This window comes from Maritalea mediterranea (assembly GCF_021568695.1).
Lineage (GTDB): Bacteria > Pseudomonadota > Alphaproteobacteria > Rhizobiales > Devosiaceae > Maritalea > Maritalea mediterranea.
Genome location: NZ_JAKGTI010000001.1, coordinates 1,136,527 through 1,149,338, shown reverse-complemented (window position 1 = coordinate 1,149,338; position 12,812 = coordinate 1,136,527). Strand labels below are relative to the sequence as shown.

At 54.6% G+C, this 12,812-nt stretch carries 9 protein-coding genes; 1 reads left to right on the top strand and 8 read right to left on the bottom strand.

Annotated features, from left to right (window positions below; translation table 11 throughout):
* Positions 1-425 precede the first annotated feature (425 nt).
* A complete protein-coding gene (locus L1I42_RS05625; protein WP_236113505.1) occupies positions 426-1,625 on the top strand; it encodes a sensor histidine kinase in 1,200 nt (399 codons plus the stop codon).
* A 15-nt stretch (positions 1,626-1,640) separates the two neighbouring features.
* Here L1I42_RS05625 and L1I42_RS05620 read toward each other — a convergent pair whose 3' ends face one another.
* The 8 genes from L1I42_RS05620 to L1I42_RS05585 form a co-directional block, all read right to left on the bottom strand.
* The gene (locus tag L1I42_RS05620; protein ID WP_236113504.1) at positions 1,641-4,523 is read right to left on the bottom strand and encodes a bifunctional [glutamine synthetase] adenylyltransferase/[glutamine synthetase]-adenylyl-L-tyrosine phosphorylase; all 2,883 of its coding nucleotides are present in this window, start codon (positions 4,521-4,523) and stop codon (positions 1,641-1,643) included.
* Positions 4,523-5,944 (bottom strand): sensor histidine kinase, encoded by a 1,422-nt coding sequence (locus tag L1I42_RS05615; RefSeq protein ID WP_236113503.1) that lies wholly within the window; start codon positions 5,942-5,944, stop codon positions 4,523-4,525. Before L1I42_RS05615 ends, L1I42_RS05620 begins: the two co-directional genes overlap by 1 nt.
* A complete protein-coding gene (locus L1I42_RS05610) occupies positions 5,937-6,608 on the bottom strand; it encodes a response regulator transcription factor (RefSeq protein WP_236113502.1) in 672 nt (223 codons plus the stop codon). The genes L1I42_RS05615 and L1I42_RS05610 overlap by 8 nt, the downstream gene beginning before the upstream one ends.
* Before the next feature lie 75 nt (positions 6,609-6,683).
* The gene (locus tag L1I42_RS05605) at positions 6,684-8,180 is read right to left on the bottom strand and encodes a Do family serine endopeptidase (RefSeq protein WP_236113501.1); all 1,497 of its coding nucleotides are present in this window, start codon (positions 8,178-8,180) and stop codon (positions 6,684-6,686) included.
* Positions 8,181-8,337: 157 nt separating this feature from the next.
* Entirely contained in the window at positions 8,338-9,093 is a 756-nt protein-coding gene (locus tag L1I42_RS05600; RefSeq protein ID WP_236113500.1) for a sulfite exporter TauE/SafE family protein, read from the bottom strand.
* Between the two features lie 41 nt (positions 9,094-9,134).
* Positions 9,135-10,367: a bifunctional alpha/beta hydrolase/OsmC family protein gene (locus tag L1I42_RS05595; RefSeq protein WP_236113499.1), complete on the bottom strand. Its 1,233-nt coding sequence runs from the start codon at positions 10,365-10,367 to the stop codon at positions 9,135-9,137.
* Complete coding sequence (locus L1I42_RS05590) at positions 10,327-10,830, bottom strand: cytochrome c-type biogenesis protein (RefSeq protein WP_236113498.1); 504 nt, start codon at positions 10,828-10,830, stop codon at positions 10,327-10,329. Before L1I42_RS05590 ends, L1I42_RS05595 begins: the two co-directional genes overlap by 41 nt.
* Complete coding sequence (locus L1I42_RS05585) at positions 10,827-12,806, bottom strand: heme lyase CcmF/NrfE family subunit (RefSeq protein ID WP_236114176.1); 1,980 nt, start codon at positions 12,804-12,806, stop codon at positions 10,827-10,829. Before L1I42_RS05585 ends, L1I42_RS05590 begins: the two co-directional genes overlap by 4 nt.
* Between the last annotated feature and the right edge of the window lie 6 nt (positions 12,807-12,812).

The following is a 12,812-nucleotide window of genomic DNA, read 5'->3' as shown; positions in this document are numbered from 1 at the left end:
CATTTTTTGATTCAAATTGAGTTTATCAAAGGGCGACAAACAGTCCTTTGGGGGCACTTTTTTAGTCAATTTGGAGAGTTCATATGTTGTCGATGGAGACATCCGACGCAGTCGGGACAGGATTCTTTAAAAACATTTCGCGACGTTTGAGAATTCTGAAATCGAAGTCTTTCACCCTAATTGGACAACACCCCAACACACACCGCTCCTTGCTTGCCGAAGCAAAGACACAAAAAGTGATTGCGCCCCCCCCTCACACCGCAATCAGGCCTCCAAAAACGCTCGTTCCAACAACGAGAAAACTCGCGCTAGCATGGCTGATCGCTGTGCTAGGCGCGGTCTTTTTCACCGCTGAGCTTGGGGTGACCGCTCAGTTGATTAGCGTTGGGATATTGTGTGGGCTTGGTGGCATTGCGCTCATTAGATTGAGTGCAGCTGATGAACAGGCGCAACTCAATTATCGAATGCATCTAAATGAATTGCGTGAAGACAAAGAGTTGCTGCGCGCCATGAGCGACCTGCCCCATGGAATCGCCTATTGGGACCGCAATGGCAATCTACTTTGGCACAATCATGCCTATCGCGACATGATGGGCCTGTCTAAAGGCACCAAATTGCGCGGTCGTTCTTTCACAAATTTGATGGCACTCGCCGCCAACCCCTTCCGCTTTGAAACCATTTGCGATGTGGACGATCATCGCGTGGCCACTGCCACTTGTTTGGATGGGCGCCATATCCGCATTGAGGACATCGCAAAATCGCAACGCAATTTCGTCACGATTGTCACTGACATTTCCGAAGAAATGGGCGCCAAACGTGACAATGACCTGTTGGAGAAAGAGCGGCAGGCGCTGATCCGCCAATGCACTGCTGACAAGCTGGCCGCAGAGGCGGCGAGCCGCTCCAAAACGTCGTTTTTGGCCCATCTCAGCCACGACATGCGAACACCGCTCAACCATATTATCGGGTTTGCGGACATGGTGCAGCACGAACCGTTCGGCCCGTTGGGTGACAAGCGTTATATCGAATATTTAGGCGATATCAAACGATCTGGCGAGGCGCTTTTGGCATCCTTCGCCGCCATTTTAGAACTGTCCGAACTTGAAGCCGGGAACACGATCCAGTCGGCAGAGCCAATTGCGATTAATGAGCTATTGAAATCTCAAACCGGCAAGTTCAAAGCACGCGCTGAACGGATTGGTGTCGAGTTTGTCGACTTCTCCAATGCAACAGGGAATGTGTTCGCCGACAAGAACTTGATGCAGCGCATGTTGAATAACATCCTGGACAATGCGGTAAAGTTTACGCCCAAGGGTGGCAAGATTGCCATTAATAGCTGGGACGCTGCTGACGGGATCATTGTTGAAATCACCGACACCGGCATTGGCATCCCGCATGAGCGCATGGCACTGTTGAACCAACCTTTTGTTTTGGGGGAAGCTGCTTTCGCCAAAGAACAGAATGCGCTTGGGCTGGGGATTTCCACCGCTCGCGCCATCGCCGAACTTAATGGTGGACGTATTCATATCGACAGCGCGGTGGGCATCGGCACCACAGTGTTGATCACCCTGCCCCGCTATGAAGTCGTTGAGGATATGCCGCTGCCCCATGCGGCTGTCGCGTAAGCCGAAGACAGGCCGCTAGACCACAATAAATTTCTCCATCAACGCCCGCACCCGCTCTTGCTTGGCCTGCAAGTCAGTCGACAACGCGTTCAGCGAGGGAAAATGGGTGACACGGGTGAGCAACTCCTGAAACCCCTCGCTCCAGCTTTCAACCTTCAAAGGATCGTTCAGGCAGGCGCTCATCAGTTGCAATACCGCGGTGAACTCGGCGTGAATATCCTTTAGCTCCTGCGCCTCGATAAGAAGTTCGGTCTCCACCAAACGTTCAAAAATGCGCTGTGGTGGCGCTTGGGGCACCGCCAGTTCATCGCCATATGCCAATTGGGCGAACTGGGCGATAAACTCCAGATCAATTACGCCGCCAATGGCCAGTTTTAGGTCCCACACGGATTTGGCGGACCTGTCCTTTTCGATCCGGTGGCGCATATCCCATACGTCATTGACAAGTTTTTTCTTGTCGCGCGGTGCGTTCAGCGTGTCCGAAATCACCTTGTGAATTCGTTCCCCCAAGTCCCCATCAGAAAACACCACACGCGCACGCGACAGCGCCATGTGCTCCCACGTCCAAGCTTCTTTGTGCTGATAACGATCAAAGCTGCGAAAACTTGTGGCCAAAGGCCCTGCATTTCCGGACGGTCGCAGGCGCATATCGGTTTGGTAAAGCACCCCTTCAGCCGTGGGCGCGGACAGGGCCGCCACCAAGCGCTGTGTCAGCCGGGTGAAATAATGCGGCGTTTCCAGCGGACGGGCACCATCTGAGCGGTCGCTGGATTTGGGGGCATCATAAAGCAGGATGAAATCGAGATCCGACGTCGCGGACATTTCGGCACTGGCAAGCTTGCCAAAGGCCAGCAACGCCACTTGTGCACCCGGCACCTTGCCATGCTTTTTTTCAAACTCCTTGCGTACCCCTTCAAACAGCCATTCCATCAAGTTCTGCGCCAGTGCTGAGAATTGCTCCGTGGCCTGCTCAGGCGTTACGGTCCCGGCAATCAGGCCCGCGCTGGTGAGAAATATCTGCTCTTGGCCAAAAATACGGGACCGGTCGATCAAATCTTCATAATTTCGGGCTTCGCCGAGAAAGTCATTCGCCTTTTCTGTGAGCGCGGCCGCTGTGGGGATTTCGTCGTAAAAGGCTGGATCAATTAGCCCGTCAACGATGTGTACCCGGCGCAGAATGGCATCAGTCATGCGCGGGGCAGACGCCATGAAATCGACCAGCAAATGGCGCAGCCGTTCATTGTTGCGCAACAGGGCAAAGAGTTGCACCCCCGCAGGCAATTTGGAAAGGAAAATATCAAATCGCTTCAGGGCCTCGTCCGCATTGCGGGCATTGGACAGTGATTGCAGCAGATGCGGCACAAGCGCCGTTAGATTTTGTCTTGCTTTGTCGGCCCGTGTGGCCGGATAGCTGGCATAGTGCCATTTTTTGATGGTGGTGATGGCGGTGCTGGGATCGCGAAAGCCCATATCGGACAGGGCTTGCCATGTGTCTGGATCATCATCGCTGCCGGTGAACACCAGCTTATGGGCCAATTGCTCATCACCATCGTCAGAGAACAACTCGCCATAATGCCCCACCACTTGTACCAAGCAATTCTGGTAGGCGGTCTTAAAGCTTTCCACATCATCAAAATTCATCAAAGACGCAATCGGTGCGATGGCGACATCGTTATCGCCCAGCTGATGGGTTTGCTCGTCATTCAGCATTTGCACCCGGTTTTCCACTGCACGCAAAAACCAGTAATTTTCTTCCAGCTCATCGGCAATTTTCGCTGAAATCCAGTTCGTCTCAGCCAATGCGTCCAAAGTATCCGCAGTGGAACGCGTGCGCAGGCCCGGTTCACGCCCGCCCGCGATCAATTGTTGGGTTTGCGCAAAAAACTCAATCTCGCGGATGCCACCAAAGCCCAATTTCACATTGTGGCCATAGACCTCGCGGCCAACAATATTTTTGGCCACATTGATCTGGCGCTTAATGGCACGGATATCATCGATGGTGGCATAGTCGAGATGCTTGCGCCAAATGAAGGGCGTGAGTTCGGCCAAAAACGCTTTGCCGGCCTCCAGATCACCAGCGCAGGGCCGGGCCTTAATCCAGGCGGCCCGCTCCCAATTCTGGCCGCGACTTTCATAATAGGTCATGGCGGCGCGGGTGGAGATGATCACCGGTGTGGAGCCAGGATCGGGCCGCAGGCGCAAATCTGTGCGGAACACATAGCCGTGCTCGTCGCGATCCTGCATTAGCGCAACCATATGGCGCACCAAACGCTCATAGATGCGGCCCTGACGCGCACTGTCCTCAAACGGTGACCGGTCAGGGTCGTAAAATACGACAATATCGATGTCCGACGAGTAATTGAGCTCCAGCCCGCCATGTTTGCCCAACGCAAAAACGCACAGGCCAAGTTGGGCGCTGGGCCGAGCCTTATTGTGAAGCGTCAACTTATCCTGATGGGCCAACTCTTTCGCCAGATGGTCCAAAATGGCATCAAGGGCCCGATCTGCAAACAAGGCCAACGCGCTGGTTGTGGTGGATGGGGGCGTCGCCTGCCCCACTTCAGCCAGCGCTGCGATTAGTGCCAAGCGACGCTTATTCTGTCGCAATTGGCGGGACAAATCCGCAGCAGCCTCCGCACGCTGCCCCAGCATATCGGTTTCGGCCAACAAGGCTTCGATTGTCGCGTCGAATGGCTTGTGCAGCGCGGCGAGCAACCAATCGGCTTCCTTGCTGGCGCAGTCGTGCAGGAAAGGTGACGCGGCAATAATGGGTGCAAGGATGGGGCCCAACGCGGCATCGGCATTGGGGGCATATTCGCGCTGCCAGTTCTGAAATGTCTCCGCTGTGCCTATATTGAACGAAACGGGTTTCAATTCGGCGAGAAGCGGTGTCGACATTAGCTTTCCTTTGGTAGCGTGATCAGCACTTTGGTGCCCGGATTATTGTCTAATATCTCTAGCTTGCCTTTGTGCAATCTGGCAACGGCTGAGACCAAAGAAAGGCCGAGGCCCGAGCCGGCTTCAGAACGGCTCTCCTCGAGTCGCACAAAGCGTTCCAGCACCCGCTCGCGATCCCGCTCCGGAATGCCTTTGCCATTGTCGCTGACGCAAAGCCGGATATGGTTTTGCTGCTGCTCCAAAGCAATTTCGATTTTGGGTGCACCTTCAGCTGCCTTGGCATATTTGATGGCGTTTTCCACCAGATTGACAACGGCCTGCCCGATCAGCTCGCGACTGCCCTTTACCGAGGAGACAGGCGCAAGATTGGTGGATAATTCGATTCCGGAATCTTCAGCAACGGGTTGATATAGATCGACAATATCTTCGATGATTTCATTGACTGCGACTGATTCAAAACTCCCATCGGGAGCCCCCGCCTCGACCCGCGCAATCAAAAGAAGCGCATTGAAAGTCCTAATCAATTGGTCGCTTTCTTCAATGGTCGCCTGCAAGGCCTGGCGCATTTGCTCTGGATCATCATTGCGATTGAGCGCACGCTCCACCTTGTTGCGCAGGCGGGTGAGCGGGGTTTTCAAATCATGGGCCACATTGTCCGTGACCTCTTTCAACCCCGCCATAAGGCTTTCAATTCGGTCCAGCATCTCATTGAGATTTTCCGACACGCGATCATATTCATCATTGCGCTTGGTCAGGGGCAGACGTTCGGACAAATCGCCAGTCATAATCTTTTTTGACGCAGCGGAAATCATATCCAGTCGTCGCAATATGTTTCGCGCCAGGATGGTGCCCAGCAGCACCGACAGAATAAGGATCCAGAAGACACCCCAGCCGAAAGCCTCAAAAATGATGGCGCTGAAGCCACGGCGTTCGACAATATCGCGGCCGACGACCAGATAAAAACCAGATGGCAAGCGAAAACTCTTCACCAAAGCCAGCCCACGGTCAGGCCGGTCATATTCCTCGCGCTGAATGCGGTTATCATCATTGTCCCAATGATCCTCCACCTCATAACGGAAGCTATGGATACCGGGTTCCTGCAGCACAAATGTGGGGATTTCCTCAACGTTGCCAGCCAGCACCTGGCCGGTGGGATCAGCGACATAATAGATGCCCGGGCCCGGCCGGTCTGCCATTCGTTGCACGCCGCGCACCAGACCTGGGGTGCCCGTGCGCTGATAGGTGCGGCTGAGTTGGCTGAGTTCGCGATCGATCGCGCTCACTTGTTGCCGCTGGATGAGAATGCTGGTTTGGTAGGCGATATAGCCGAGAATGCACACGGAAAATACCACAAAGAGCAGCACGAAAAAGCCGCTCTGCCTGAACGTTGTGGTTCTCCAAATGCGCCAAATTCTATTCACGGATCATATATCCTGCGCCGCGGATTGTGTGCAGCAATTGCTTTGATTTGCCTTTGTCAATCTTGGTGCGCAGCCGCGACATATGCACGTCGATCACGTTGGTTTGCGGATCGAAATGATAATCCCACACATTTTCCAAAAGCATGGTGCGGGTGACCACTTGCCCGGCATGTTTCATCAAATATTCCAACAGACGAAATTCACGCGGTTGCAGATTAACTTGCTCGCCATCACGTTCCACCTGCCGCGAGAGGCGATCCAGCATAAGATCGCCCACCTGATAGGTTGATGCGGCCTCAGCGGGAGAGGCCCGGCGGGCAAGCACTTCGATACGCGCCAATAATTCAGAAAAAGCGTAGGGTTTGGTGAGATAGTCATCGCCGCCAGAACGCAGCCCTTGCACCCGATCATCGACCGCGCCCAGAGCGGACAGGATGAGCGCCGGTGTGGTGTTGTTTTCGGCGCGCAAAGATTCGATGATCGACAGACCATCACGGCGGGGCAGCATGCGGTCCACAATCATCACATCATAGTCCATGGACGATGCCATGGCGTAGCCGGTTTCACCGTCTGCGGCATGGTGGGCCACATGTCCCACCTCATCCAGGGCCTGAATCAGATAATTCGCAGCATCGCGATCATCTTCAATTAAAAGTACTTTCATCTACGCTGCGCCCAAAGCTAGGGTCAAAAAACTGCCGCGCCCGAAAAAAGGGCGCGGCAGATGGTGGCCTAATCTTTATTCAATCGCAAGGCCAACGAAGCGAGTGACACCGTCACGGGCGACTTTCACTAGAATGTTGGACCGGCCATCATTCTTGACGACCTCAAGTTGCTCTTCAAATTCAGCAACTGAGTTGACCGGTTCACCATTGGCTTCCAGCACCACATCACCTGGCGCAAACCCTTTTTCGATGGCAGGGCTTTCAGGGTCAATGTCCACAATCAGCAAGCCATCGCCTGAATCATTGGGCACAAGGGTCAGCCCCGTGCTGGTATGCTGTGGCTCGGCAGGATCCAATTGCGGTGTTTCTTCCGGTTCAACGATCGCCTGCTCTTCTTCAAGACGCGCCAATTCTACCCGCAGTTCGAGGCTTTCGCCGTTACGCCACACACCAATTTCAACAATGGTGCCAGGGGCATATTCCGCGATGACGCGGGACAGTTCGCGGGCATCATCAATTTCCTCGCCATTGACTGAGGTGATGATGTCGCCGGATTTGATCCCGGCCTTTTGTGCCGGGCTGTCCGGGCTTGGCTCTGTCACCAGCGCACCATGGGCTTTTTCAAGCCCGACGGAGTCGGCAATGTCCTTGGAGACGTTCTGAATGGATACGCCCAAGAAGCCGCGGGTGACTTTACCGTCGTCCATCAAGTCAAACACAACCTGCTTCACTGTGGCCGCGGGGATGGCAAAGGCGATGCCCACATTGCCGCCACTTGGTGAGAAGATGGCTGTGTTTACCCCCACAACCTTACCGGTTGTGTCAAAGGCTGGGCCGCCCGAGTTGCCGCGGTTCACTGCCGCGTCGATCTGGATAAAATCATCATAGGCGTTGGCGTTAATGTCGCGGCCGCGTGCAGATACGATGCCTGCGGTCACTGTACCACCCAGGCCAAACGGGTTACCAATAGCGACAACCCAATCGCCGACACGCGCTTCATTTTCGGCGAACTCGACATATTGCAGGTCACTGGCCGCCTCAATCTTGAGCAAGGCCAGATCGGTGCGCGGGTCTGTCCCGATGATTTGGGCGGCCATCTCGTCGCCATTTTCCATAACGACCATCACCTCATCCGCGTCTTCGATCACGTGGTTGTTGGTCACCACAAAACCATCAGCAGAGATGATAAAGCCGGAGCCAACGGCCTGACCAAAGCGTTCTCGCGGACGATCGCCGTTACCGCGCGGCTCCTTAAATTGATCGAAGAAATCCTCAAACGGATGCCCTTCTGGCAAATCCGGCATGCGGAAGCCATCGCGGTTTGTCATCGGGCCACGGGCCTGTTCGATTCGGGTTTTCACCCGGATTGACACCACAGCGGGGCTAACGGTTTCGACCAGATCAGCAAAGCTGAACGGGGCCACGTTCTCAATTGAGATTTGCGCGTTTGCTGGTGCGGTTGACATCACACCGGTCGTTAACACGCCGGTCGCGATGACGCTGGTTGAGACCAGCGCGGCAGCCGCAACTGCCTTAAATCGATTTCGAGTTGTCTTTGACACAGATTGCATCAAAACCTCCTTATTGGAATGGAATTCTATGACCGCCAATATGGGGATGTGTCCCTTTCAACATGATTACGCGCACATTAAACTTTTGTAATGTTGAGGGCTAAACTATGGCATCCATTGACGCTTTCTTGTCGCATTTATCCAGTGGGAAACGGTGCTATCCCAAAATTGTTTGCACAATCAGCCACAACGCTAAAAGCGTTAATATGAGTCTGAATATTTTCCGGAACACATGCTCCGGCATCCAGTCCAACAATTTTGACCCGGATATTGTTCCCAAAAAGCCGGTGGCAATCATCAACAGAATCAGCGGTAGATAGGCGGCAAACTGAAATCCAAGCAGGGTGAAAGTGAGGAGCTTGAGCACATTTTGTGCCGTCATCAGTGCCGCGTGGGTGGCAATCATTTCTCGGCGGTCTTTTAACCCTTGCAAGAAGCCCATAACCAAGGGGCCGGATATGCCCACAATCATGGAAATTGTGGCCGCCACGAAACCAGTGAAACTTGTAAGGACAGGTGACTTGATGACCGAGCGTAATTTGGGTCCCCAAGCCGTATAGATCAGGAACAACCCGATCACGGCGCGAAACAGATCTTCGGGCAAGAGTTGCGCAATCTGACCGCCGACGGCGACACCCAACGCGCTGCCGACGCAGAACCAGAAGAAGAAGGGCCAAACAATATGTTTATGGCGCAAGAGCGTACGGCCACCATTGCTGCCCAACTGCACGGCCCCGTGCACGGGGATAGCGACCAGCGGGGTCATGACCGTGGTCATCAACGCGATCAACATGGCGCCACCGCCTAGACCAAAGGCAGCGGTGGTCGCTGAGGTGAAAAAGCTCGCCAAGATCAAAAGCAGCGAGAAGGATGGGGCAAGGTCAGTCGGCAGAAGCGCCAGGAAGATGTCCATGGCGCTTTATTAGCCTTAAGCCAGCGCGCTGGCAAGCGGCATCAATTGTCCATCAGTGCAGTAGAAATGTGCGATTGCTGCTCCAGTGTTTTGTGCACTGGGCACATATCGGCAATTTCCAGCATGCGCTGCCGCTGAGCATCGGTGATATCGCCCACAATCTTGATGCGGCGATTGAAATGATCGACGCGCTGTTTGCCGTCCTCGCATTGCTCACAATCATTCACGTGGCGTTTTTCATGGTCGACATAGGTTTCTATGTGTTCCACATCCAGCTTTTTGCGGTTGGCGTAAAGCCGCAAGGTCAGGGTGGTGCAACCACCGAGGGCTGCGCCCAACAAATCATAGGGCGTGGGCCCGCGGTCTGTGCCGCCTACGGATTCCGGTTCGTCAATTTGTAGGGCGTGCCCCGCCGCATTCACATTGAGGTGCAATGGCCCCTCGCCGCTTTCTGCTGCGATAATGTGGCCCGCGTCTTCATAATATTTGTCGGCGCTTGGGAAATGGCGGGCCGCCCATGCCGAGATCACGCCGGCCAGATAGGCCGCATCTTTGCGCTTGGAAAGCAAATGATCGGCCTGATCGAGCGAGATGAAGCTCTTGGGATGGCGGGCCGCAACGAATATGTCCTGTGCGTTCTCGATGCCCACCACCGCGTCAATCGGACTATGGCAGACCAGCAAGTCGGCCTTCAGTTCGCGCAAGCGGTCGGTGAGCTTAAAGGCCGTTACATCTTCGACGAATTGCCGCCGGATTTTAAAGGGTCGACCGCCCAGCAACACGTCTGCTTCGCCCGTCTGCTCAATATCGTCGCGTTTATCGCCCAGTAGGTTGAGCACATGATCGGGCGCAGATGGCGCCCCAATTGTGGCCACGGCTTTGATGTTTGGCATATCCAGCGCCGCCATTAGACTGGCCGCGCCGCCAAGCGAATGGCCAATCAGCAATTGCGGGGGCTGATGATGCTCAGAAAGCCAGGCGCAGGCGGCCTGCAGATCTTCGAGATTGGTGGAGAAATTGGAGTTGGAGAATTCGCCGTCAGAGTGACCGAGACCGGTAAAGTCAACGCGCAACACCGCAATACCTTCATTTTGTAAGGCATTCGCGACGTGGCGGCTGGCGGCAAAATCCTTAGAGCATGAAAAGCAGTGAGCGAACACCGCAAAGGCGCGGATGCTCGATTTTGGCAGGTCCAGCGCTGCGGCGATCTTGATGCCGCGGCTGTTTTCAAATTCAATCCGTTGGCTTGCGGCTGGCTTGATCTTTGTCGGCATGGTCGTTCTCGCTTTCGGCTAGCGCGGCCAGCATTTGCTCCTCTTCAGGAGTCATGCCGGCGGCAGTGGACAGCTTTCGCTGACGCATAGAAACAGAGAACACCATAACAAGGCCAATCACAAAAACTAGAGGTGCCGCGATCCAGAGCACCAGATTGTGGCCTGAAAAGGTGGGCTTGAGCAGCACAAACTCGCCATAGCGATCGACCACATAGTCCAGCACTTCTTCATCGCTGTCGCCCGCCACCAGCCGCTCGCGCACCACAATGCGCAGGTCGCGCGCCAGATCGGCATCGCTATCGTCGATTGACTGGTTTTGGCACACCAGGCACCTTAATCCAGCAGAAATGTCGCGGGCGCGCTCTTCCAGCGCCGGGTCATCCAACACCTCGTCCGGTTGAACCGCGATAGCTTGCGGGACGAAGCTCACAATCAGAATCAAGATCATCAGAATTCGATTCATTTTGTTGCTCCAAGTGCTTGTTTTCTAACAAGGTTTGGTGCAGCAATGCGATATTTCCGATCCGTCAACGAGTAAGTTCCAGCCAGAGCCATTACCACCGTACCGATCCAAATCAACAGGATCCATGGTTTGGTCCAGATCCGCACGACGCGGCCATTATCTTCGACCCGATCACCGATTGAAATATAAACCTGCGACAGCCCAAAGGTTGTGATGCCTGCTTCTGTCGTGGGCATTTGACGGGCCGGATAGTTGCGCTTTTCGGAAGCCACCAGGTTTTCTCGTTTACCGACAGGCGCCACTGCGAACGTTGCAGTTTCGGAAGTGAAATTGGGGCCCGGTACATTCTGCTCGTTCACGAAACGCACGCTATAGCCGTGGGCTTCAATCTGATCACCCGGTTGCATGGTGGTGATTGTTTCGGTTTCAAAAGCGGTCACAAACACCACGCCCAACACTGTGAGGCCCAGCCCCATATGCGCGAAACTGGTGGACCAGACGTTTTTGGGCAACCCTGCCAGGCGCCGCAAAGAGACGCTGGGAGACACTTTGAACAGTTTGCTGCGCTCGACCAAATCAGCCAAGGCGCCGATGATCACCCAGAAACCAAGCAAAATACCCAATGGAGTGAGCGTAAAGCCTTCCCACAGATAGGCCGCGACAATAATGGCCAAGATCAAGCTTAGGACAATAGCGCCAAACAGGCGCTTACTCGCCTGCGCGATGCTCGCCCGTTTCCACGGCAAAAACGGCCCAAACGGCACTACCAGCAATAGCGGCACCATGAGTGCGCCAAAGGTGAGATCAAAGAACGGCGCGCCCACAGATATTTTGATGCCGGTAAACGCATCGAGCACCAGCGGATAAAGCGTGCCGACCAAAACGGCAATGGTGGCGGTGGCCAAAAATAAATTGTTGAACACCAAAGCGGCTTCACGCGAAATGGGCGAAAACAGGCCGCCCGCCTTGAGGGTGGGTGCTCGCCAGGCAAACAGAATAAAGGCACCACAGATAAAGAAGGTGAGCATGCCTAGAATCACCAGCCCACGCGATGGGTCGGTGGCAAAGGAGTGAACAGACGTCAAAATGCCCGACCGCACCAGAAACGTGCCCAAAAGGCTGAGCGAGAATGTGATGATGGCCAGCAAGATGGTCCAAATTTTCAACGCACCACGTTTTTCCATCACCAGTGCCGAATGGAGCAACGCCGTGCCGGTCAACCATGGCATGAAGGAGGCATTTTCGACCGGATCCCAAAACCACCAGCCGCCCCAACCCAGCTCATAATAGGCCCAGTATGACCCCATTGCGATACCGAGGGTGAGGAATATCCAGCTTAGCATGGTCCATGGCCGCACCCAGCGGGCCCAAGCGGCGTCAATTTTGCCAGAGATGAGCGCGGCAATGGCGAAGGAAAAACAAACCGAAAAGCCCACATAGCCGAGATAGAGCAGCGGTGGATGAATGGCGAGGCCAATATCTTGCAAGATCGGGTTCAAGTCGCGCCCTTCAAGCGGCATCTCGGGCAGGCGCTCAAACGGATTTGACGTGAAGATGGTGAACCCGATGAAGGCAAAGGTCAAAAAACCTTGCGTGCCCAAAACCAGATTATGCGAGGCTTTCGGCAGGTTTGCACCGCCCACGGCCACGGCAGCGCCGAACAGGGTCAAGATCAACACCCATAGCAGCAGGGACCCTTCATGATTGCCCCACACTGAGGTGAATTTATAAAGTGTGGGCTGCAAAGAATGGGAGTGTTCATAGGCAAGCTTAAGCGAGAAGTCGGACGTGACAAAAGCAAATGTCAGCGCCGCAAACGACAGCAGCACCAACACAAATTGCATGACGCCAGCATGACGCACAAAGCTGAAGGCGCCTTCATTCGGCCGCTGCCAGGCATAGGCGGATACGCCAACCTGGACCAGCGAAAGGGCGAATGCCAAAATGAGGGCGAAATGGCCCAGTTCAATGCTCAACATGTT

Bases quoted from the DNA above. Each gene is read 5' to 3' on its own strand.
- L1I42_RS05620 (WP_236113504.1), bottom strand. From the start codon at position 4,523: ATGTCGACACCGCTTCTCGCCGAATTGAAACCCGTTTCGTTCAATATA.
- L1I42_RS05610 (WP_236113502.1), bottom strand. From the start codon at position 6,608: ATGAAAGTACTTTTAATTGAAGATGATCGCGATGCTGCGAATTATCTG.
- L1I42_RS05605 (WP_236113501.1), bottom strand. From the start codon at position 8,180: ATGCAATCTGTGTCAAAGACAACTCGAAATCGATTTAAGGCAGTTGCG.
- L1I42_RS05600 (WP_236113500.1), bottom strand. From the start codon at position 9,093: ATGGACATCTTCCTGGCGCTTCTGCCGACTGACCTTGCCCCATCCTTC.
- L1I42_RS05595 (WP_236113499.1), bottom strand. From the start codon at position 10,367: ATGCCGACAAAGATCAAGCCAGCCGCAAGCCAACGGATTGAATTTGAA.
- L1I42_RS05590 (WP_236113498.1), bottom strand. From the start codon at position 10,830: ATGAATCGAATTCTGATGATCTTGATTCTGATTGTGAGCTTCGTCCCG.